Origin of the sequence: Sodalis ligni (genome assembly GCF_016865525.2) — a bacterium.
Lineage (GTDB): Bacteria > Pseudomonadota > Gammaproteobacteria > Enterobacterales > Enterobacteriaceae > Acerihabitans > Acerihabitans ligni.
On sequence record NZ_CP075169.1, the window covers coordinates 314,074 to 335,678 of the forward strand.

Consider the following 21,605-nt stretch of genomic DNA (forward strand, 5'->3'; position numbering starts at 1 on the left):
ATTACTTCTCCAGTGTATCCAGATGATTGCGGTACTCTGATTCGGCAAACCGGATCATGTCCCGATAGAATCTCTTTTCGTTCAATCCGGTTTTATCAGCGGCACAGAGAATAATAGCGCGGCGAACAGGATCGAATGCAAAAAGGCTCTAACAGGATCACCACGGTGTTGTATACGCAATTCTTTCATATTAGGAAATGAGGTTGCCTGCAAGGTATCGACATAAGGTCGGCCTAACTGTGGGCCGTAAATTTCCAAAATACCCATTGAAACAAGCACATCTTCCCGTAATGAAACCTCTTGTTCTAAAAACCACTCATCAAATGCTTTTGTTGTAATGACTTCCCACATGTCGCGCCGCATAGCCTATTCCCTATACACATACTATAGCCTATTCACTATATTTTCAATGGGCAGACGGACAGCTTATTTTCGTCTGACACCAGGTTTTGGGATGAGCTCCTCCTCAGGAAGAACCGGGTAGCGCAATGATGGCCCGATCCGTTGAGTATCCCTGTCCGGCCTCAAGCCTGCTGAGCGTGGCGCGGGTGATGCCGATACGCTCCGCCATCAGCGAGGTGCTGATGCGACGCCGTTTACGCGCATGCTGTATATTGCTGCCCAGTTTCTTCAGGGCCTGCTCGACGCGGAATAGTCTCATATTTGTGTGCTATATTAAGCACTAACAATGATAATGACCTATATAGCTTGCATTTTTTGCGACGTCAGTTCAAGAGATAAACACTTATACCGAAAATTCTTGCCGTTTGATTTACGCCGTTGTATTGTGCCTTTGCATCTGCAAAATCAGATGTTGGGATTGGTCTCCCGAGAATCATACTGGCGACATATGACGCGTCCGCGTCTTTTTTTATGTCGTGCGTCCGGCTCTGGAAGCGATACATTATCGCTTCCCCATTCAATGGTGGGCTGGGCGGGGGCACCGCAAGGTGCGCCGGTTTCCAGTATGGCCGGTAAGACCAACTCCGTTCAGTCCATCACCCGCAAGATTGGTCTCTTCGGTGGTGGTTTAAAATCACATACTGGAGGCTGCCTGAATGGCTATGATCCTTAACCAAACTCATCCCTTGCTTTCAATCACGTTCAGTTCAACCACGGATTTCACCGAGCTGGCCGGGTATTGCGAACGGTTCGCTGAAACCCTGCTGGAAAGCAGCGATCCTAGATTGCGGCATGCACTTTGCGAACGGCTTAGCGATTGTCTTGCGCTGTTGTATCCTACGCTGGACGATCCTATTCCGTCTCACGTGATGGATAGACTGACGGTGGACGAACTTCCGCTGACATCGCCCCGTTTTGAGCCCGATTCCGATTTGCTCTGCGAATACTGCCAGGTGCTGGTGCAACTGCTGACCGAACGGGCGGTATCGCCGCAAAGGGAGAAAATCCTCACGGGACTGCTGTTTGATCTGACGAGCTATTTTGCCGAAGAATTGAAGGCGCCGCGCTGGATACGTACCGCCGACGGGGTGAAGTTTATTGCGGAAGTGGAGGTGGCGAGGGAACGCTGAGTGCCCCGGTATAAGATGCCCGCCTTCATTTGAGGCGGGTTTAAAATGTATTAGCGGCTCTTTTGATAACATGCTTTTGACAGTTTGCCCGCTGGATATATATGTAAAAAATTAGGGGTATTCCTGCCTGGCATGCAGCACAGCCAAAACTTCGAGATAATCACTGAGTACTCGATAAACAACGATGTAGTGAGGGATGACGACTATTTCTCTGGTACCCGGCACACGCCCAGGGCGATATAAGTAAGGGTGCTCAGTTGCAGGGATCACGGATTCTTCGATATGTTGCAGTAGAGATTCAGCGGGAATGATTGTGCTCAGCGATGAAGGCGATAAGGTGATACAAGTCGGTTCTTGCATGGTAAGTCCATTTGACGGTTAACATTGTTAAGCCAATCTCCTGCGATTATTTGATTTTTCGATAACTTTACGTGCGCCAGCCATAACCTCATTGTGCGGCACGTTGGGTATTGCCGCATTCATGGATGTATTGACTTTAGCGCGAAACCAGCATTCATAACGCCCGGCTTGCTCTTGGGTCTCGAATTCCGACACGATAGGGGACTGTTTTTTGACAAAACGTTTCCACGCTAATCCGGCAATATAGATCAGTTTGTCATTCTCAAAGGACATGACACCGCAAACGGAATCCATGTGCCTAAAAAAAGGGTCGGACCCGACAGTCCGACCGATCTCACTTGCCCATCCATGGCTTACAGCAAAAGAATGAGGTTGTAGAGTGCCACCCTAGTGCTAAATGGTTCCTTAACCGTTCCTAATTTTGGGCTGGCGGTACGCGCTTAGCTGCGTGGCATATTTCTTTTGAAAACGATAAATTATAGAATCATATGTTATGAATGCAAATAACCAGCAAAACTCTAATATTTTCTTTTACAGCTTGCGATAATTTTCCTAAGTTTGAATAAATATCATTCAGAGGTAACCTAATGAAGATCGCAGGCACTGAGTCAACATTATCTTGCACCGATTCTATAACGGATTTTAATTCACTGGCTAATAATGCTACATCAAAATTACCCACGGCATTGAATAATGCCAGGAACAGCACGGAAACAACCTCTAGATATAAACAGCATGACGATAATTTAAGCCTGACGTCCGTCGCCGCTACGCTGGCTGCCGGTACGGCCACTCTTGGAATGACGGTTTTGGAGGCGTGGTTCATTGCTTCGCCGGAGGCGCGTCTGGCTTCGTGGTTTTGACCCCATATTTCCATACACCTATTCCCGCTTAGGTTGATGGTTTCCCCCTGCGCCGATATTCTCTTGGTGAGCGATATCCTAAAGCGCTATGAGGGTGATATTCGTTGTAGTGCTCGAACGCCAGTGACAGGCTTAACACCGCCGTCTGGCTGTCCGGTTTTGGCATCATGCCGATATAATCACGTTTCATCGTCTTGACGAAGCTTTCTGCTACACCGTTACTTTGTGGACTTCTGACCCTGGTCGTTCTGGGCTCTAAGCCCAGCATTTTAGCGAAGCGCCGGGTTTCATCTGCGCGATAGGCCGAACCGTTATCCGTCAGCCATTCGATGGGCGCTGTCGGCAGGTTTTGCCCGAACCGGCGTTCAACTGAGCGCAGCATAACGTCCTGTACCGTATCGCTGTCATAACCGCCAGTGCTGGCCGCCCAGTCCAATGCTTCCCGGTCGCCACAGTCGATGGCGAAGGTGACCCGCAGCTTTTCGCCATTATCGCAGCGGAACTCGAAGCCATCCGAACTCCAACGGCGATTGCTTTCGGCCACCGACACCCGGCCTGTGTGGCGCCGGGTTTCCGGTGTGGGACTGGGTTTCGACTCTAACAACAAGCCGTTATCACGCATCACGCGCCATACCCGTTTTGCGTTCACCCTCGGCAGACCTTCCTGCTCCGAACGGCGGCGCAGATTAGCCCAGATGCGTCGATAACCATAACTCGGCAGGTCGGCAACTTCGGCACGGATGTGTTCCAGTAATTCGGCGTCATCCTGATGCCGCTGCTTGCGGCCATCCTGCCAGTCAGCCTGCCGATATCGATAAAGCGAGAGCTGCGCACGCGACACACCCAGAGCTTCACTCACTGGTTTTACTCGTCTTCCCCGGGCAATAAGGGTCCGTGCGCAATCCATTTTTTTGTTTTGCCGTATTCAACCGCCTCCTTGAGGATCTCGGCTTCCATGGTTTTCTTACCCAGGAGACGCTGGAGTTCGCGGATCTGTTTCATGGCACTGTTTAACTCAGAAGCCGGCACAACCTCTTCGCCGGCAGAGACCGCCGTCAGGCTGCCGTCCTGATATTGCTTACGCCATTTAAAGACTTGATTAGCATTCACATTATGACGACGAGCGACAAGAGAAACGGAGCTACCTGGCTGGAAGGTCTCCTGAACAATGGCGATCTTTTCCTGCGGAGTGCGGCGGCGACGTCGCTCTGGCTCAGTAAGAACAGTATCCATGATTTCACTTTGACTAGGCTTAAACATAGCTTTAAGACTACCTCGTATTTTAAGCGGGTCAAAGTGTCTGGATCATTAGGGGGCTAATACACTTCGTTAATCGCATGCACAACGGTAGGGTCGGCTACCGGCATGTTCATCGGTGGTAAGACCGGTCTTTACCTCTCGAAGAATATTTCCGGTGTCTCAGAGCTGGTAGGGGCAGGAATTGGCGTTGTGTGCGCGGGCGCATGGGGAGGAGTAAGCGGAGCGATTCTTTCTCAGGCAGTCAACAATAGATAATCACGTTTCATAAGTATTTTCTGAACACTTCTTGCAGCTTTGTTAAAGACTTACCAATACAACCGTTTATCCCATATCGGCGAAATTTTTGGAGAGTGTAAAACAAACTGAAGTGGCATAGGCCTAAAGCGCGTGGATATTAAATCTCCGCGCTCATTAGGCAGAGAATTAGATATGAAATACTCGCCCGCTACCATCAGGCAGATCGACGGTCAAACTTAATTTCCCCCCCATTGCTTCAATGTAGCGCTTTAGAGTAGTCAGCTTTACGTCGTTCCCGCGCTGTTCAATCTGCGTAACGGCTGGTTGGCTGACTCCCATTGCTTCCGCAAGGGATTTTTGTGACAAATGCAAATCTTCACGCATGAGTTGCAAGCCCGTTTCCAAGATCATTTCGTCAGCCATTTCCTTGATACGCGCTTGGCTCTCAGGAGAACGGGCGGCAATGGCATCACGTAACGTTTTCATTTTATATACTCCATAAGCTCTAACTTATATTTTCAATAATATAATCTATGGCTTATAAGTCCAGAGGTTTTGGCGTTTTTTGGAATGAACTCCACACAAGGTAAGCCCTCAATCTCCCCCGCGCTTTCTGCTACAATCTCCCTCCGTCACTTTCAGCCCCTATGAATCCGGGAAGCCTTATGCGTTTGAACCCCAGCCAGCAACATGCCGTTGAATTTGTGACCGGGCCGTGCCTGGTGCTGGCGGGCGCCGGATCGGGCAAGACGCGGGTCATTACCAATAAAATCGCCCACCTGATCCGCCAGTGCGGTTACCAGGCACGCCATATCGCCGCGGTGACCTTTACCAATAAAGCCGCGCGGGAAATGAAAGAGCGCGTGGCGCAGACCCTGGGGCGGCAGGAAGCGCGGGGGTTGACCATTGCCACCTTCCATACCCTGGGCCTGGAGATCATCAAAAAGGAATATAAAGCGCTGGGGATGAAGGCGAAATTTTCCCTGTTCGATGAATATGACCAGCAGGCGCTGCTAAAGGATCTGACCGAGCAGTGGATCGATGGCGACAAGGATTTGCTGAAACAATTGGCATCGGCCATCGGCAACTGGAAAAACGATCTGCTGGGCCCGGAGCAGGCCGAAGCCCTGGCCCGCTCCGAGCGGGATAAGCTGTTCGCGCACTGCTACGGCCTGTATGACGCCCATCTCAGGGCCTGCAATGTGCTGGATTTCGATGATTTGATTCTCAGGCCCACGCTTTTGTTGCAGCGGGATGCCGAGGCGCGTGAGCGCTGGCAGAACCGGCTGCGCTATCTGCTGGTGGACGAGTATCAGGATACCAATACCAGCCAGTATGAATTGGTGAAGATGCTGGTGGGGGCCCGCGCCCGTTTTACCGTGGTGGGGGATGATGACCAGTCTATATACTCCTGGCGCGGCGCCCGGCCGCAAAACCTGGCATTGCTGCAGCAGGACTTTCCCGCGCTGCAGGTGATTAAGCTGGAGCAAAACTACCGTTCCACCGAACGTATTCTCAAAGCGGCCAACATCCTGATTGCCAATAACCCCCATCTTTATGAAAAGCGCCTGTTTTCCAGCCTGGGTTATGGCGAGGCGCTTAAAGTGATCACCGCTAACAACGAAGATCACGAGGCGGAACGGGTGGTGGGTGAATTGATAGCCCATCACTTTATCCGCAAGACCCGTTACGGCGATTATGCCATTCTGTATCGCGGCAACCATCAGTCCCGGCTGTTTGAAAAAATGCTGATGCAAAACCGCATTCCTTACCGTATTTCCGGCGGTACCTCGTTTTTTGCCCGGCCGGAAATCAAGGACCTGTTGTCTTATTTGCGAGTACTCACTAACCCCGATGATGACAGCGCTTTTTTGCGGGTGGTGAATACACCGCGCCGTGAAATAGGTCCGGCGACGCTGCAAAAGCTCGGGGAGTGGGCGGCCACCCGTCAGAAAAGCCTGTACTCAGCAAGTTTTGATGTCGGGCTGAGCCAGACCCTCACCGGCCGTGGTCTGGAGTCGCTGCAACAGTTCACCGGCTGGATGGCCCATATCGCCCGGCTGGCGGAAAGCGAGCCGGTGCCGGCGGTGCGGGATCTTGTCCGCGGCATGGAATACGAGAGCTGGCTGTATGAAACCTCCCCCAGCCCGAAAGCCGCCGAGATGCGGATGAAAAACGTCGATCAGTTATTCGCCTGGATGACCGAGATGCTGGAAGGGTCGGATTTGAACGAGCCGATGACGCTGGATCAGGTGGTGACCCGTTTTACCCTGCGGGAAATGATGGAGCGGGGGGATAACGACGAAGAACTTGATCAGGTGCAGTTGATGACGCTCCATGCCTCAAAGGGGCTGGAGTTTCCCTATGTCTTTCTGGTGGGCATGGAAGAGGGCCTGCTGCCGCACCAAAGCAGTATCGACGAGAACAATATCGACGAGGAGCGCCGGCTGGCCTACGTCGGCATCACCCGGGCGCAGAAGGAGCTGACTTTCACCCTGTGCCGCGAGCGGCGCCAGTACGGTGAAACCATTAAGCCCGAACCCAGCCGGTTTTTATTGGAATTGCCCCAGGACGATCTGGCCTGGGAAAGCAGCCGGAAAATTGTCAGCGCGGAAGACCGCATGGTCAAAGGGCAAAGTCATCTGGCCAATATCAAGGCGCAGCTGGCCAAAGCCAAAGGGCAGGCCCTAAAATAGCTTAGCCTTAGACGTATTGGCTTGATTCATACTTCTTGTAAAATGTCTTTTGTGAATGAGTTTAACCTTCAGACTATAGCAAAAATTTTCTGCGCAGGCATTATCATAACAACTTTCCAGACGAAGGTGATTTTACCTACCCATTTTTGATTAGGAATGTCGGCATTAACGTGTGAAGTCAGCAGGTTGGGTGCCACAAATACACGAGGGTTGCTATCCGACATGATTTTAAAACGCGGTGCTGTATGCGCTTTCAACCCTTGGCGACGCAGACTGTCCGCAACTATTCTGCAGACCGATATAGGGCAGAATTAAGCATATTTTGGATAATCGTTTTTGAAAGTATTATTATCAATAAAACTATATTACATTCTTTTTAATAATAAGAGAATGGGATTTTGACAATATCAGCAACGCAGCATCGGGCATCAATAGGAAATTACCAGGATCAGCTTTACGAAAAAGCCTTGAGAGGTATTAATCATACTTTGGGAGCGATCGTAAATCATTCAACCATACCGGATGAAATGCGTCTTTTGCGTCGCAGATTAACCGAGCCGAAAACTCTTCGGAAATATTGAACATGCCATTAGGTCAACGTCTTTCCCGGCGGAGTAGTGTCGCCACCGCAGTTCAATGGCTGTTACTGCTTAATCAGATTCAGCCGAAAACGGCTGCATCAGTTGTTTCATGGGATACAGGATTGTTTGCGAGCGGCAGCGACCCGCTTTCTGTCGGCCGAAATCATGCCCCGTGATCAACCAGAGCACCATCGCGACGACGGATAAAACGAGCCCCGTCCGGGGTATATCGTTATCCAGCACTGATTACAGGGGCTGAAGCTGCACCCGTAACTCATGGTGATGAGGGTGTAATCAGGGATATAAAGGATGACAGCTATATTATTACAGGCGAACAAAAGAAAAATGAGCTGATTGCAGCATTAAAGCAGTATCTGATCTCCTATGGGCAACTAACATCAGATGAAGGCCAGGATTTTGAGTTTTTACTCAGGACAGCGTCTGCAGGCAATTCTTTAATCATCACACATTTAGGCGATTATCCTGACTTTGCGAATCGCGCAAAACGATCACTCATGGCAGATAACGACCCACGCACAGCAGAGCACATAAAAGAACACTGTGCTTATGAAGAAGAAGTGTTGAATGCCAGAGGAGAGAACGTAGGAAAACTGCTTATATTTCAGGCGCAGCGCGCTGAAAACCCGTTCCGGATGATTTTTGATAACACGGACGGAGGCGTCTCGCCTGAAGCACGGGGCGTTGCTCAAGGGCTGAATGTTTCAGCAGACATTTTGACGCTTGGTATCAAGCCACTTTTCGGGAAGTTAATTGCGAACGCAAAACGCCGGAAGTACTACCAAAATGAAGATGATGCAATCTGCGCAGAAAGGTACCGGAGATTGTTTATTGCTGAGCTGGCGACATCCCTTGACGTTGAAGGGTTGGCATACGTATCACGTCGAACTTCCCTGCGGGTGAAACCTTCAGAGCTCTTAAATGTTTTGCCTGTTCAGCAAAAAGCGGCCTTTTATACCCGGAATCCGTCAACCGGTATACGGAAAGAAATTCTGCTGGAACTGAAAAAGGGAAAATCCGCAATAAATGACGGTGGACGTCGAGTTTATCTGCAACCTACTCAAAAACCGAATGAGTTCATTACACACCATCCTGATGCCGTGAGACCGGAGCTGCTGGAGCGCAGGGTCATCGTAGATGAGAATAATCTTACATGGCGATATGCAGACAATTTTGATTCAACAGGGCTTAACGTCCACGTTAGTGAGGGAAGAAGCTCATAACGCTGCATGGTGATTATTATGAGCTTGCAAGGAATAGCGCCGGTAAGTACGATATAGTAGTACATCAAAAATCAGGTAATAAAGAGTACATTCTCGTTTATATGGAGCCGTTGTCTAAGACATGGCATATGAGTGTACATAACAAGCATCCAGTGTTTAACAATAAACAAAAGGAAATACTCTCAAAAATTAGGTCCAGCAAAGAGAAGGATTTTATTATATCCCAGAGTTAAATAATAATCAGCAATACTACGGTGAAGGGAAGATTTATTATCAAGAACAAATTGGTGATGCTGGGCACTATCCCTGGGGTAGATATATTGAGATGAACGGAGAGTTGGTGCCAGTAAGAGTTACTCAGCATAAAGGGCAAGGTGTATTATACGAGGTTTACAATGTCAAAAATCCGGATAATAACGGTTGGCCGGTCGAGTGGGATGGAGAACGGTGGATATTCGAACGCCAAAATTCTGTTCATGTGTCCAGATCTCTAAAAGAACAGGTTTCACCGGATATGTTTGCCAAAGATGTTAACGCAAGAACCCTTTCAGCTCCTGACCATATGGGTTTAAGAGTTGATTTGGATGGAAATAAATATATTAAAGTCAATGATAATTTTATTAAAATTGAACATCAGAAAGACCTGCCGTTTATTAGAAATGGCAATGGTGATAAGATCTATTTGAATTTCAAAAAAAATAAGTTTTATCCGGTGAAATTCGAAAGAAAAAATGGCTCTCTTGTATCAAATCAAGCCGAGATGAAAAAGATATACAATTAAACTCCCCATCAGGTCTTGAATTTAATCAAAAAATTCCAAAATGAGGCATGGGCCTTGACAAAAGTAAAGGTCAGGAACTCAAATTTTGATAAGCCCAATGCTGTAGGTTCTAAAATCGATGTCGTCTTCACAATGAAATATAACAAGTTGGACAGCAAGAAATTCAAGGAAATGCCAATCCTTGAGTGGAATGAGATTATAAGGGTTAAGGATGAAGATTCCATATGGGAATTTCAGACTGATATGTACAAGCATAACCCAACAAGTATGACTTTTTTCCCATGGATTAACAGATATGCAGAAGCATATAATTATGTGAAGGCGGCAAATAAGGTATCTTTTAATGGCAATGTGAAAATTTATAAAAATAACATGGAGCCGCTTGGGATAAATGATATTAAAGACGCACGCTCACCTGCTGAGAGGGTCAGGAATGTCCAAAATTATCTTGCAAAAAATGAAGGGGTGATGGAAATAACGATAACCGACTTGCCTCAAATGAATAAAAGAAACGATGGAAATAATAAGGAACGAAGGCTGGACTTTAATGTGGGATTTGATAAGGATTCTATGATAACGTTTGGGCAGGGGATATCTTTACGTAAAAATGGAGGGGCAGATGTGTTTGTTACTACAAGTAAAGAAATTAACCTCGCCAAAGGAAAAGTAAACGCCCAGCCCCCTGAAATAGTAACAAAACCAAGGGAGCACACCCTTTTGGCAGGTGAGGTTATATAATATTTGCATTCGGAACAACGCCATTTAGACGGCAGATTCCGATTAGCGGGTATTAAAGCACCGTACCTTCGCCACCACGCCATAGCCTGCTTTTTCGGGCTATGGCAGCAGCGTACTCTTTACGACCGCAATGTCGGCTTTTGCCAACCGCTACAGCATTACTCGTTAAAAGTCCCATGGCTTAAGCATGTATCTTCAAAATCCGTAGATGTTCAGGAACTGCCATCGTATATAAAATGACCTTCAATGTTAGCACAGTTACGTGCGGCAATCGCTCTGGTTCGCGGTAACAGAGCTGGCGGGACGGAACGATATCAAAATCGAAACCATCAATAAATTTCTTCCAGCAACAGCGGCCAATGGACGTAGCTTTGCCATTGGCTCTCCTGTTCCAGGTATTCCCCACGCAGGGGATGCTGATTCAGCCAGCCATGGGGCAACAGCACATGCAGGGTATCGTCCAGCGCCCGCAGTTTCACTTCCGGCACTGCGTCGTCGCGACGGCGGCTGGCGAAGATGATCGCCAGGCGCATCAGCCGGCACAGGCGATGCGCCATCCGGGGCGGCAGGCTGTTTTGCTGGTTTAACTGGGCAACGTCAATTTGTTGGCTTTGATTTTGCAACAGCGTAGCGATGAGCTTCTGCTGGGCAGGGGTAAAGCCGGGTAAATCAGTATGCCGGGTCAGGTAGGCGGCATGTTGCGGGGCATTTTTGATATCGATACTCAGGCCAATTTCATGAATCATGGTCGCGCAGTGCAGCAAAGTGAAACATCGGGAGTCCAACTGCCACGCTTTAGCCACCTGATGGGCGAAATTGTCCGCCAGCCGGCTCACCCGCTGCGCTTGTTCGATATCCAGCTGATAGCGGCGCTGCATGTTTTCCAGCGTCCGTTCGCGGACATCCAAGCATACCGAGATATTCAGCATGCCGTACATGATGCCTTCCCGCAGCGCGCCGCCGGCCAGCGTCATGGTTTTTATGCCCAGCTCATGGAAAATCGCCAGCAATATCGACAGGCCGCTGGGGAATACCAGCGCCCGTTCCAGGGTCAATCCCTCGATTTCCAGTTCTTCCAGCTTGCCGCACTGGATGGCCCGCTGTTTGAGCTGCAAAAGTTTGCTCAGGGTGATGTGTTCGTCCATGCCCTGCGCCACCATGATTTCCTGCAGGGCCTGTACGGTGCCGGACGCGCCGACGCAAATCTGCCAGCCCGAGGCCAGCAGGCTTGATGCCACCGGACGGATCATTTCCCGCGCCGCCCGTTCCGCCTGCTCGAAATTCTCTTTGGTCAGGCTGCGATCGTTAAACCAGCGTTCGAGCCAGGTAACGCATCCCATCTCAAGGCTGAACAGTTCCAGGGCACGGGCGCCCCGTCCCACTATCAGCTCGGTGCTGCCGCCGCCGATATCCACCACCAGGCGCTCGTCCGACCCCCCGGTGGTATGGGCCACGCCCTGATAAATCAGCCGTGCTTCTTCTTCGCCGCTGATGACCCGTACGGGATTGCCCAGGATTTCGCGGGCGGGGACCAGAAAGGCGTCGGCATTGACGGCAATACGCAGCGTAGCGGTCGCCACCACGCGAATATGCGCCGGCGGAATATCCTGCAAATGTTCGGCAAAAAGCGTCAGGCAGTGCCAGCCGCGCTGCATGGCTTCATGGGATAGCCGATTGTCGGCATCCAATCCGGCGGCCAGGCGCACTTTACGTTTAATGCGCGCCAGCGTCTGGATGGAGCCGCCCACCTCACGAACCACTAACATATGGAAACTGTTAGAGCCTAAGTCAATGGCGGCGTAAAGAGAGGTGCAGCTCGGCATCTTGGTTAGCCCGGACGTTTGCGGTTATGACGCGGCGCTCCGCTGCGACGGGATACGGAATGACGGCGCGGGCCCGTGCCGGGCCTGGCGCGCGTGAGCCGTTTCGGCGCGGGGAGCTCACTCAATAGCGCATCGCTATTGTATTTACTGACGGGGATTTGATGGCCGATATAGCTTTCAATCGCCGTCAGGTTCAATGCATATTCTTCACACGCCAGGCTGATGGAGCTGCCGCTTTCCCCGGCGCGCCCGGTCCGGCCGATACGATGAACATAATCTTCGCAATCATCGGGCAGATCGTAATTGAATACGTGGGTCACCAGCGGGATATGAAGGCCGCGGGCGGCGACATCGGTGGCCACCAGAATATCCAGCGCCCCCTGGGTAAAGTCTTCCAGGATACGCAAACGCCTTTTTTGCGAAACGTCGCCGGTGAGCAGGCCCACACGGTGTCCGTCGGCGGCCAGATGGCCCCAGATATCTTCGCAGCGGTGTTTGGTGTTGGCGAAAATGATGCAGCGATCCGGCCACTCTTCTTCAATCAGCGTTTGCAGCAGGCGCATCTTTTCTTCGTTGGAGGGATAAAACAGCTCTTCCTGGATGCGGTAGCCGGTTTTTTGCAGAGGCTCCACTTCCACATACTCGGCGTTGTTCATATGTTCAAACGCCAATTCGCGTACCCGGTAGGATAAGGTGGCGGAAAACAGCATATTCAGGCGTTGTTCAACGGCGGGCATACGCCGGAACAGCCAGCGGATATCCTTGATGAACCCCAAATCGAACATGCGATCGGCTTCGTCAAGCACCACCACCTGGATGGCACCCATATCGACATAGTTCTGCTTGGTATAATCAATGAGACGGCCGGTGGTGCCCACCAGGATATCGACCCCGGCTTCGAGAACCTTAAGCTGTTTATCGTAGCCGTCGCCACCGTAAGCCAGACCCATTTTCAGGCCGGTTGCCTGGGCTAAGGGTTCAGCGTCCGAATGGATTTGCACCGCCAGCTCGCGGGTAGGCGCCATGATAAGCGCCCGCGGCTGATTGATTTGGCGCTGCTCATCCGCGGGATGTGACAGTAAATGATGAAACGTGGCAGCGAGGAAGGCCAGCGTCTTTCCGGTTCCGGTTTGCGCCTGGCCCGCCACATCTTTCCCGTCGAGGGTGATGGGCAACGTCAGCGCCTGAATAGGCGTGCAATTACTAAACCCTTGCTTTTCAAGGGATTCAATAATCAGCGGGTGCAGGGCGAAGTCGGAAAACTTCTTTTCGGTTAAGTGTGTTTTGCTCATAGTGTGGTAGAATAACAGTTAACTATTGCATTACGAAAGCGTATCCAGTGAAATAAAGTCAACCCGGCGTCTGTAAGCTGTGAATCAGCCGGGTAATGATAATCCTGTGGAGTAGAACATGAGCGATAAAATTATTCACTTAAGTGACGACAGCTTCGACAAGGACGTGTTGCAGGCAAAGGGATTGTTCCTGGTCGATTTCTGGGCGGAGTGGTGCGGTCCCTGTAAGATGATAGCGCCGATACTCCTTGAAGTCGCTGATGAATTCGAAGGCAAGTTGACCATCGCCAAGCTTAACATCGATGAGAATCCGGCCACGGCGCCTAAATACGGTATCCGGGGCATTCCGACGCTGTTGCTGTTCAAGGACGGCGAAGTGGTGGCCACCAAGGTCGGCGCGCTATCCAAGGGCCAGCTGAAAGAGTTCCTGAATAAAAATTTGTAATTGCCCTGGGGCGATTTTTTGCCGGGCCCTGGCTTCATTATGATTTCTCGTATTGACCGCTAGACGCCCGTCAAGAACCATGCTAAGTTTATGTCCACTGCATTTAGATCTTACCCGTAGTTTGAATCTGAGCTTTACTCTTTGCCCGAGTCCCGTTATAGAACAGCATTGGCGTGATCAAGCAAGGTGTTCAGGCAATCTGGATTTGAATTGATACGTTTTTAGGCGCTCTCAATCTTCAGTCTTCTTGTATTCATATTGCATGATTTGCTGTTCATCAGCCCAAACGGGATGCACTGGGATTAAATGCCGTTAGACAGGCACGATTTTACGCTGCCATACCATCCACAAGAATAGTTCGAGAAATACCCCGAGTTTAAGAACCCACCATTATGAACCTTACCGAATTAAAAAATACGCCGGTTTCTGAGCTAGTTACTCTCGGCGAAAATATGGGGCTGGAAAATCTGGCCCGCATGCGCAAACAGGACATCATCTTCGCCATTTTAAAGCAGCATGCCAAAAGTGGTGAGGATATCTTTGGCGATGGCGTTTTGGAAATTTTACAGGATGGATTCGGTTTCCTGCGTTCCAGTGACAGTTCCTATCTGGCCGGTCCCGACGATATCTATGTTTCTCCGAGCCAAATCCGCCGCTTCAACCTGCGCACAGGGGATACCATTTCCGGCAAGATCCGGCCGCCGAAAGAGGGCGAGCGTTACTTTGCCCTGTTGAAAGTCAACGAAGTCAATTACGACAAGCCGGAAAATGCCCGTAACAAAATTCTGTTCGAAAACCTGACCCCGTTGCATGCCAACTCCCGTTTGCGCATGGAACGCGGTAACGGTTCCACCGAAGATCTCACCGCCCGGGTGCTGGATTTAGCCGCCCCCATCGGTCGCGGTCAGCGCGGCCTGATTGTGGCCCCTCCCAAGGCCGGTAAGACCATGCTGCTGCAGAATATTGCGCAAAGCATCGCCTACAACCATCCCGATTGCGTGCTGATGGTGCTGCTGATTGACGAACGGCCGGAAGAAGTGACCGAAATGCAGCGTCTGGTGAAAGGCGAAGTCATTGCCTCAACGTTCGATGAACCGGCCTCACGCCATGTGCAAGTGGCCGAGATGGTTATCGAAAAAGCCAAGCGTTTGGTGGAGCATAAAAAAGACGTTATCATCCTGCTGGACTCCATTACCCGCCTGGCCCGCGCCTACAACACCGTGGTGCCCGCGTCCGGTAAGGTATTGACCGGCGGCGTGGACGCCAACGCGTTGCATCGCCCGAAACGCTTCTTCGGCGCGGCGCGTAATATGGAAGAAGGCGGCAGCCTGACCATTATCGCGACGGCGCTTATCGATACCGGCTCGAAGATGGACGAAGTCATATACGAAGAATTCAAAGGCACCGGTAATATGGAACTGCACCTTTCGCGGAAGATTGCTGAAAAACGTGTTTTCCCCGCCATTGATTACAACCGTTCCGGCACCCGTAAAGAAGAGCTGCTTACCACGCAGGAGGAACTGCAGAAGATGTGGATCCTGCGTAAAATCATCCATCCCATGGGTGAAACCGATGCCATGGAATTCCTTATGAACAAATTGGCCATGACCAAAACCAATGACGAATTCTTTGACATGATGAAACGCTCTTAAACAACAAAAACTCGGGTAACGCCACGTCTAAACGTGGCGTTTTTTGTTTGTGATGCTAGGATAGTCGCATCTTGCTTGTCGTATCTTTCTTACCCAAGAGATTTCAAATTGCAGCTATAAGGGTAAAGGCAAGCGGTCTTTTGCTTCAATAAACCTGACGCAGAGTCGGGTACGATGAAAAGATGAAAGAAAAATATTTCAGTGTCACGGAACTTGGTGACAATTGAGGCAAAAAGTGTGAGGCGTACACCACAGTAGCGTCCCAAACAGCCCGATGGATGCAGAGAGCTTTCTATTGTGAACCTACTCAATATGAGTACTGATTTTATTGCCATTTTTCTGTTCTCAATGGTTTTTTTGTTTTTTCTGCGCAAGATTGCCAAGAAGATAGGTCTGGTGGATCGGCCCAATTACCGCAAACGCCATCAAGGGCAGATCCCGCTGGTGGGCGGCATATCAATCTATGCCGGTATCTGTTTCACTTTCATTTATACGGATCATGCCGTACCCCATATCGGACTCTATTTATTATGCGCGGGCATCCTGGTCATTACGGGCGCTCTTGATGATAAATACGATATCAGCGTTATCTCCCGCGCCGCCATTCAGGCGTTAGTCGCAATCGCCATGATGGTTTTCGGCGGCCTGTATATCAATAGCCTGGGTTTTATCTTCGGCCCGTGGGAAATGGTGCTCGGACCTTTTGGTTATTTGGTGACGCTGTTCGCCGTGTGGGCCGCCATCAATGCGTTTAACATGGTTGACGGCATCGACGGGCTGCTGGGAGGATTATCCTGCGTCTCTCTCGGCGCCATGGGCATCCTTATGTGCCTGGATAACAATCCCGGACTGGGGCTGTGGTGTTTCGCCATGATTGCCGCTATTTTACCCTATATCCTGCTTAATCTCGGGTTGTTCGGTCGGCATTACAAAGTGTTTATGGGCGACGCCGGCAGCACCATGATCGGTTTCAGTATCATCTGGATCATTTTGCAAAGCACGCAGGGCGCGGGCCATCCCATGAATCCGGTGACCGCCCTGTGGATTATCGCCGTTCCGCTTATGGACATGATAGCCATCATGTACCGCAGGATGCGCAAGGGAATGAGCCCGTTTTCCCCCGATCGGCAGCATATCCACCACCTTATTATGAGAGCCGGCTTTAGTTCCAGGCAAGCCTTTGTTATTATTACCGTTACTGCAGCTTTGCTGGCTGCTTTCGGCGTCGCGGGAGAACGCTGGCTGGTCTGGCCTGAATCCGTGATGCTGATTTTATTCGTGCTGGTATTCTTGCTTTATGGCTATTTGCTTAAATGCGCCTGGCGAGTAGCGCGCTTCGTAAAGCGGACAAAGCGGCGGTTCGGCGATAAAAGATTACCGGCCGGCCGCACTTCGGGACGGAAATGACACCAGATAAACATGCTTCCTCACACGACCCCCGACTGGATAATGAACTGGATATTCGCGGTCTTGTTCTCCGGTTATGGCGCGGCAAGCGCTGGATTGTCGCCATGGCGGCGATTTTTGCCGCGTGCGCCTTGATCTACTCTCTATTGGTGAAGCAGGAATGGACCGCTACCGCCATCACCGATCGGCCGACGGTGAATATGTTGGGCAGTTATTTCTCACAACAGCAATTTTTACGTAACCTGGATGTGAAAAACTCTACCTTGCCGACGTCGGATATGCCGTCTATCGGGGATGAAGCCTACCAGGAGTTTATCCGCCAGCTCTCCTCCTATGATACCCGGCGTGATTTCTGGCTACAGAGCGCTTATTACGTTGCCCGTAAAGAGGGGCGTTCCCGTGCCGATGCGCTGCTGCTGGACGAGATGATCAATAACGTTCAGTTCGTTCCCCGCGACGATGCGAAAAAGTTGCCGGACCAGGTGACATTGACGGCCGAAACGGCGGCGGATGCCAATACGCTGCTGCGCGCGTATGTCGCTTATGCCAACCAGCGCGCGGACGGGGTTCTGAACGAAGATGTCACCGGCGCCTGGACGGCCCGCGCCATCTCACTTAAGGCCCAGGTCAAGCGTCAGGAAGCGGTGTCCCAGGCCATGTTTGAACGGGATGTGAATGCGCTTCGGCAAGCATTGGAGATTGCCAAGCGGCAAGGCATCAGCCATAGTCAAACCGATACGCCGGCGGAATCTTTACCACAATCCGCCCTCTACCTGCTGGGGCAGCCGGTATTGCAAGCCAGGCTGTCGGCATTGCAGGCCGCCGGGCCCAATTTTGACCTGGAGTACGATCAGAATCGCGCAATGTTGGCTACGCTGAATGTAGGACCGACATTGCAAAATAAATTCCAGACATATCGTTATTTACGAACGCCCGAGGAACCGGTAAAACGCGACAGACCTCGCCGGGTTTTCCTGCTCATTATCTGGGGTGCCATGGGTGTGCTGGCGGGTGCAGGGATAGCGTTAAGCCGCCGTCAATGATGTTGCCATTGCACAAAGTAAACCCTGAATAATTCGAGTTGCAGGGGAGCCAACGCACCGGCAACCGGAAGTATGACGGGTTTAACCGGGCATCAATCCGGATAGATGCTCCGCACGCCACGCGGCAGAGCTTATACGGGCCATCCCGGTGGCTTACACGAGACGGAAGGGAATTGCTGTGAAAGTGTTGAGTGTCTTCGGCACCAGGCCGGAAGCCATTAAAATGGCACCGTTGATCTTGGCCCTGGCCAATGATCCGGCCTTCGAGTCAAGAATTTGCGTGACGGCCCAGCACAGGGAGATGCTGGATCAGGTTTTGCGTCTTTTCAGCATCATTCCCGATTACGATTTGAATATCATGCAGCCGGATCAAGGGCTGACGGAAATCACCAGCCGGATCCTTACCGGCATGAAACCGGTTTTGCAGTCGTTTGAGCCCGATGTAGTGCTGGTGCATGGCGACACCACCACCACCCTGGCCACCAGCCTGGCGGCTTTTTATCAGCATATTCCAGTGGGCCATGTGGAAGCGGGGTTACGCACCGGCAATCTTTACTCGCCCTGGCCGGAAGAAGCCAATCGTAAATTGACCGGCCATCTGGCCATGTACCATTTTTCCCCCACTGAAAACGCCCGGCAAAATCTTTTGCGGGAGGGTCTGGCGGCGGAAAGGATTTTCATCACCGGCAACACCGTGATCGACGCGCTGTTTTGGGTGCGCGATCGCGTCATGAATGACGCCGCTTTGCGCGCCGCCCTTGAGCAGCGCTACGATTTTCTCGATGGGCAAAAAAAGCTGATCCTGGTTACCGGTCATCGCCGGGAAAGTTTTGGCGATGGATTTGAACGGATATGTAGCGCATTGGCCCATATCGCCCGCAACCATCCCGAGGTACAGGTGGTGTATCCGGTGCATCTGAATCCGAACGTCAGCGAACCGGTGAACCGTATCCTCAGCGGCATAGCCAATATCAAGCTTATCGATCCCCAGGATTATCTGCCGTTTGTCTATCTCATGGATCGGGCTTATATGATCCTCACCGACTCCGGCGGTATTCAGGAGGAGGCGCCTTCACTGGGTAAACCGGTCCTGGTGATGCGGGAAACCACCGAGCGTCCCGAGGCGGTGGCGGCGGGGACGGTGCTGCTGGTGGGAACCGATCCCGCCAGGATACAGGCGGCGGTATCGACATTGCTTAATGACGTCGATGAATATCATGCCATGAGCCGGGCTCATAATCCCTACGGCGACGGACAAGCGTGCCGGCGAATAATCGAAGCATTAAAAAATCATCAGGTGAAAGTATGAGTTTTGACATGATTTCCATCATCGGGCTGGGCTACATCGGTCTGCCGACCGCCGCGGCGTTTGCCTCGCGCCAAAAACACGTGGTAGGAGTGGATGTCAATCAACGAGCCGTGGATACCATCAACCGCGGTGAAATTCATATTATCGAGCCGGATCTGGAGCGACTGGTCAAGAGCGCGGTTGATGATGGCTATTTGCGGGCGGTGACTCGTCCCGAAGCGGCGGACGCCTTTCTGATCGCGGTACCTACCCCGTTTAAAGACGGCCATGAGCCTGATCTGACCTATGTCCGGACGGCGGCCCTCTCCCTGGCGCCGGTATTGAAACCGGGGGACCTGGTGATTCTTGAATCCACTTCGCCGGTGGGCACCACTGAACAGATGGCGTTATGGCTGGCGGATGCGCGTCCCGATCTGCATTTTCCGCAGACGGCGGGAGATCAGGCGGATATCAATATCGCCTACTGTCCGGAGCGGGTCTTGCCGGGCAAGATCGTGGCCGAACTGATTAAAAACGATCGGGTGATCGGCGGGATGACCCCGCGCTGTTCCGCACGCGCCAGCGAGCTTTATCGACTCTTTCTGGAAGGTGAGTGTGTCGTCACGAACTCCCGTACCGCCGAGATGTGCAAACTCACCGAAAACAGTTTCCGGGATGTGAATATCGCCTTCGCCAATGAGCTGTCGCTGATTTGCGCCGAGCAGGGCATCAATGTGTGGGAGCTTATCCGCCTGGCCAATCGCCATCCGCGGGTGAATATTTTACAGCCCGGTCCCGGCGTGGGCGGCCACTGCATTGCGGTGGATCCCTGGTTTATCGTGGCGCAGAATCCGCAGCAGGCGCGCTTGATCCGGACCGCCCGCCTGGTGAACGACGATAAGCCGGCCTGGGTGGTGGACCGGGTGAAGTCGGCGGTGGCGGATTGTCTGTTTGCGACCAATAAACGGGCAGGGGAGGTGATCATTGCCTGTTTCGGGCTGGCGTTTAAACCGGATATCGATGATTTACGCGAAAGTCCGGCGGTGTCCATTGTCCAACGGATAGCATCCTGGCATCAAGGCGCTACCCTGGTGGTCGAACCCAATGTCCGGCAACTGCCCGAGTCCTTGGCCGGGCAGGCCACGCTCACCGAGCTGGAGGATGCGCTCAACCGGGCGGATGTACTGGTGATGCTGGTGGATCATCGTCAGTTCAAAGCGCTGCCTCCCTCGGCAGTACGCCAGAAATGGGTGGTGGATACACGGGGGGTTTGGCGGTGAAGCGGATACTGGTTACCGGCGGCGCCGGGTTTATCGGCTCCGCGCTGGTCAGGCATATCATCTCCGCTACCCCGGACAGCGTGCTGGTGGCGGATAAGCTGACCTATGCCGGCAACCTGGATTCCCTGGCGCCGGTCTCAGGGGATGAACGCTATCATTTCCAACGGCTGGATATCTGTGACGGCCCGGCGCTGGACCGGCTTTTGCAGGCCTACCGGCCTGACCTTATCATGCATTTGGCGGCGGAAAGCCATGTGGATCGCTCTATCGACGGGCCGTCGGCGTTTATCCGCACCAATATCGACGGTACCTATATTTTGCTGGAGGCCGCACTGCGCTATTGGCAGACGCTTGATCGGGCAAAGCAAGCGGCGTTTCGTCTGCACCATATTTCCACTGATGAAGTGTACGGGGATCTCGGCGCCTCCCAGGGCCTGTTTACCGAAAACACCCCCTATGCCCCCAGCAGTCCCTATTCCGCCTCTAAAGCCGCCAGCGATCATCTGGTGCGGGCCTGGCGGCGAACTTTTGGTTTGCCTACGCTTGTTACTAATTGCTCCAATAATTACGGCCCCTATCAGTTTCCGGAAAAACTGATTCCGCTGGTGATATTGAATGCCCTGGCGGGAAAACCGCTGCCGGTATACGGCGACGGCGGGCAGATTCGCGACTGGCTGTATGTGGAAGATCACGCCCGTGCCCTATATCAGGTAGCGTTGGCTGGGAAAATCGGCGAAACCTATAATATCGGCGGCCATAACGAACGTAAAAATATCGACGTTGTGGCCTCTATCTGCGAGATATTGGAAGACTGTGCGGTAGGCAAACCTGCCGGAGTGGCGAATTTTCGCGATTTGATCCGGTTTGTGACCGACCGGCCAGGGCACGATCGTCGCTATGCCATCGACGCCGGAAAAATCGAACGCGAACTGGGCTGGTTGCCGCATGAAACATTCGACAGCGGTTTGCGCAAAACCGTGCAATGGTATCTTTCCCATCCGGCCTGGTGGCGTAGAGTGCAGGACGGCACCTATGCCGGCGAACGTCTGGGACTGGCTCGCTGAGGGGCCGTCTGCGACCAGGCCG

20 protein-coding genes and 1 pseudogene are annotated in these 21,605 nt (G+C 51.9%); 12 read left to right on the plus strand and 9 right to left on the minus strand.

Annotated elements, in window-relative coordinates; translation table 11 throughout:
• Position 1 precedes the first annotated feature (1 nt).
• Together GTU79_RS01415 and GTU79_RS01420 are read right to left on the minus strand one after the other, a co-directional pair.
• Positions 2 to 351: pseudogene (locus GTU79_RS01415) on the minus strand (type II toxin-antitoxin system RelE/ParE family toxin).
• A 115-nt stretch (positions 352 to 466) separates the two neighbouring features.
• Positions 467 to 661: a helix-turn-helix domain-containing protein gene (locus GTU79_RS01420; RefSeq protein WP_203524388.1), complete on the minus strand. Its 195-nt coding sequence runs from the start codon at positions 659 to 661 to the stop codon at positions 467 to 469.
• Positions 662 to 1,058: 397 nt separating this feature from the next.
• On the opposite strand from GTU79_RS01420, the gene GTU79_RS01430 reads away from it, so the two are divergent.
• Positions 1,059 to 1,532, plus strand: a complete 474-nt coding sequence (locus GTU79_RS01430; RefSeq protein WP_203524387.1) for a hypothetical protein — start codon at positions 1,059 to 1,061, stop codon at positions 1,530 to 1,532.
• A 111-nt stretch (positions 1,533 to 1,643) separates the two neighbouring features.
• Here the strand turns inward: GTU79_RS01430 and GTU79_RS01435 are convergent, their stop codons facing one another.
• The 5 genes from GTU79_RS01435 to GTU79_RS01455 form a co-directional block, all read right to left on the minus strand.
• Positions 1,644 to 1,892 (minus strand): type II toxin-antitoxin system RelE/ParE family toxin, encoded by a 249-nt coding sequence (locus GTU79_RS01435; RefSeq protein WP_253073470.1) that lies wholly within the window; start codon positions 1,890 to 1,892, stop codon positions 1,644 to 1,646.
• A gap of 27 nt (positions 1,893 to 1,919) precedes the next feature.
• Positions 1,920 to 2,135: a type II toxin-antitoxin system RelB family antitoxin gene (gene relB, locus GTU79_RS01440; protein ID WP_203524537.1), complete on the minus strand. Its 216-nt coding sequence runs from the start codon at positions 2,133 to 2,135 to the stop codon at positions 1,920 to 1,922.
• Between the two features lie 241 nt (positions 2,136 to 2,376).
• Positions 2,377 to 2,769 (minus strand): hypothetical protein, encoded by a 393-nt coding sequence (locus GTU79_RS01445; RefSeq protein WP_203524386.1) that lies wholly within the window; start codon positions 2,767 to 2,769, stop codon positions 2,377 to 2,379.
• Between the two features lie 14 nt (positions 2,770 to 2,783).
• Positions 2,784 to 3,988, minus strand: a protein-coding gene (locus tag GTU79_RS01450; RefSeq protein WP_203524536.1) for an IS3 family transposase whose coding sequence is annotated in 2 segments (ribosomal slippage) — positions 2,784 to 3,670 and positions 3,670 to 3,988 — 1,206 coding nt in all. Because the reading frame shifts where the segments join, the coding sequence is not laid out codon by codon here.
• 450 nt (positions 3,989 to 4,438) lie between these two features.
• The gene (locus GTU79_RS01455; protein WP_203524385.1) at positions 4,439 to 4,738 is read right to left on the minus strand and encodes a helix-turn-helix domain-containing protein; all 300 of its coding nucleotides are present in this window, start codon (positions 4,736 to 4,738) and stop codon (positions 4,439 to 4,441) included.
• A gap of 179 nt (positions 4,739 to 4,917) precedes the next feature.
• Here GTU79_RS01455 and rep point away from each other — a divergent pair, with 179 nt between their 5' ends.
• From rep to GTU79_RS01475, 4 genes are all read left to right on the plus strand, one after another.
• A complete protein-coding gene (rep, locus tag GTU79_RS01460) occupies positions 4,918 to 6,948 on the plus strand; it encodes a DNA helicase Rep (RefSeq protein WP_203524384.1) in 2,031 nt (676 codons plus the stop codon).
• Between the two features lie 1,096 nt (positions 6,949 to 8,044).
• Positions 8,045 to 8,770, plus strand: a complete 726-nt coding sequence (locus GTU79_RS01465) for a hypothetical protein (protein WP_214513650.1) — start codon at positions 8,045 to 8,047, stop codon at positions 8,768 to 8,770.
• A 340-nt stretch (positions 8,771 to 9,110) separates the two neighbouring features.
• Positions 9,111 to 9,551 (plus strand): hypothetical protein, encoded by a 441-nt coding sequence (locus tag GTU79_RS01470; protein WP_214513651.1) that lies wholly within the window; start codon positions 9,111 to 9,113, stop codon positions 9,549 to 9,551.
• A gap of 54 nt (positions 9,552 to 9,605) precedes the next feature.
• Positions 9,606 to 10,289, plus strand: coding sequence for a hypothetical protein (locus tag GTU79_RS01475; RefSeq protein ID WP_203524382.1), 684 nt, complete (start codon positions 9,606 to 9,608; stop codon positions 10,287 to 10,289).
• Positions 10,290 to 10,618: 329 nt separating this feature from the next.
• Here GTU79_RS01475 and gppA read toward each other — a convergent pair whose 3' ends face one another.
• Both gppA and rhlB read right to left on the minus strand, forming a co-directional pair.
• Positions 10,619 to 12,112, minus strand: a complete 1,494-nt coding sequence (gene gppA, locus GTU79_RS01480) for a guanosine-5'-triphosphate,3'-diphosphate diphosphatase (protein ID WP_203524381.1) — start codon at positions 12,110 to 12,112, stop codon at positions 10,619 to 10,621.
• Between the two features lie 5 nt (positions 12,113 to 12,117).
• Entirely contained in the window at positions 12,118 to 13,404 is a 1,287-nt protein-coding gene (gene rhlB / locus GTU79_RS01485; RefSeq protein WP_203524380.1) for an ATP-dependent RNA helicase RhlB, read from the minus strand.
• Positions 13,405 to 13,522: 118 nt separating this feature from the next.
• On the opposite strand from rhlB, the gene trxA reads away from it, so the two are divergent.
• From trxA to rfbB, 7 genes are all read left to right on the plus strand, one after another.
• A complete protein-coding gene (gene trxA, locus GTU79_RS01490) occupies positions 13,523 to 13,849 on the plus strand; it encodes a thioredoxin TrxA (protein ID WP_132923830.1) in 327 nt (108 codons plus the stop codon).
• 392 nt (positions 13,850 to 14,241) lie between these two features.
• Entirely contained in the window at positions 14,242 to 15,501 is a 1,260-nt protein-coding gene (gene rho / locus GTU79_RS01495) for a transcription termination factor Rho (RefSeq protein WP_132923829.1), read from the plus strand.
• Positions 15,502 to 15,798: 297 nt separating this feature from the next.
• A complete protein-coding gene (gene wecA / locus GTU79_RS01500; protein WP_203524379.1) occupies positions 15,799 to 16,908 on the plus strand; it encodes a UDP-N-acetylglucosamine--undecaprenyl-phosphate N-acetylglucosaminephosphotransferase in 1,110 nt (369 codons plus the stop codon).
• On the plus strand, positions 16,905 to 17,951 hold the full coding sequence (gene wzzE / locus GTU79_RS01505) for an ECA polysaccharide chain length modulation protein (RefSeq protein WP_203524378.1): 1,047 nt from the start codon (positions 16,905 to 16,907) through the stop codon (positions 17,949 to 17,951). The genes wecA and wzzE overlap by 4 nt, the downstream gene beginning before the upstream one ends.
• 178 nt (positions 17,952 to 18,129) lie before the next feature.
• Positions 18,130 to 19,260 carry a non-hydrolyzing UDP-N-acetylglucosamine 2-epimerase gene (gene wecB, locus GTU79_RS01510; protein WP_203524377.1) on the plus strand — a complete coding sequence of 377 codons (1,131 nt, stop codon included), beginning with the start codon at positions 18,130 to 18,132 and terminating at the stop codon, positions 19,258 to 19,260.
• On the plus strand, positions 19,257 to 20,519 hold the full coding sequence (gene wecC / locus GTU79_RS01515; RefSeq protein WP_203524376.1) for a UDP-N-acetyl-D-mannosamine dehydrogenase: 1,263 nt from the start codon (positions 19,257 to 19,259) through the stop codon (positions 20,517 to 20,519). Before wecB ends, wecC begins: the two co-directional genes overlap by 4 nt.
• Positions 20,516 to 21,583, plus strand: a complete 1,068-nt coding sequence (gene rfbB / locus GTU79_RS01520) for a dTDP-glucose 4,6-dehydratase (protein WP_203524375.1) — start codon at positions 20,516 to 20,518, stop codon at positions 21,581 to 21,583. The genes wecC and rfbB overlap by 4 nt, the downstream gene beginning before the upstream one ends.
• Positions 21,584 to 21,605 lie beyond the last annotated feature (22 nt).

What these genes read in the sequence shown, in the direction of transcription:
- rho (WP_132923829.1), top strand. Translation starts at nt 14,242, where the DNA reads ATGAACCTTACCGAATTAAAAAATACGCCGGTTTCTGAGCTAGTTACT.
- gppA (WP_203524381.1), bottom strand. Translation starts at nt 12,112, where the DNA reads ATGCCGAGCTGCACCTCTCTTTACGCCGCCATTGACTTAGGCTCTAAC.
- GTU79_RS01455 (WP_203524385.1), bottom strand. Translation starts at nt 4,738, where the DNA reads ATGAAAACGTTACGTGATGCCATTGCCGCCCGTTCTCCTGAGAGCCAA.
- wzzE (WP_203524378.1), top strand. Translation starts at nt 16,905, where the DNA reads ATGACACCAGATAAACATGCTTCCTCACACGACCCCCGACTGGATAAT.
- GTU79_RS01430 (WP_203524387.1), top strand. Translation starts at nt 1,059, where the DNA reads ATGGCTATGATCCTTAACCAAACTCATCCCTTGCTTTCAATCACGTTC.
- GTU79_RS01465 (WP_214513650.1), top strand. Translation starts at nt 8,045, where the DNA reads ATGGCAGATAACGACCCACGCACAGCAGAGCACATAAAAGAACACTGT.
- trxA (WP_132923830.1), top strand. Translation starts at nt 13,523, where the DNA reads ATGAGCGATAAAATTATTCACTTAAGTGACGACAGCTTCGACAAGGAC.
- rep (WP_203524384.1), top strand. Translation starts at nt 4,918, where the DNA reads ATGCGTTTGAACCCCAGCCAGCAACATGCCGTTGAATTTGTGACCGGG.
- rhlB (WP_203524380.1), bottom strand. Translation starts at nt 13,404, where the DNA reads ATGAGCAAAACACACTTAACCGAAAAGAAGTTTTCCGACTTCGCCCTG.
- GTU79_RS01420 (WP_203524388.1), bottom strand. Translation starts at nt 661, where the DNA reads ATGAGACTATTCCGCGTCGAGCAGGCCCTGAAGAAACTGGGCAGCAAT.
- GTU79_RS01435 (WP_253073470.1), bottom strand. Translation starts at nt 1,892, where the DNA reads ATGCAAGAACCGACTTGTATCACCTTATCGCCTTCATCGCTGAGCACA.
- wecC (WP_203524376.1), top strand. Translation starts at nt 19,257, where the DNA reads ATGAGTTTTGACATGATTTCCATCATCGGGCTGGGCTACATCGGTCTG.
- GTU79_RS01445 (WP_203524386.1), bottom strand. Translation starts at nt 2,769, where the DNA reads ATGGAAATATGGGGTCAAAACCACGAAGCCAGACGCGCCTCCGGCGAA.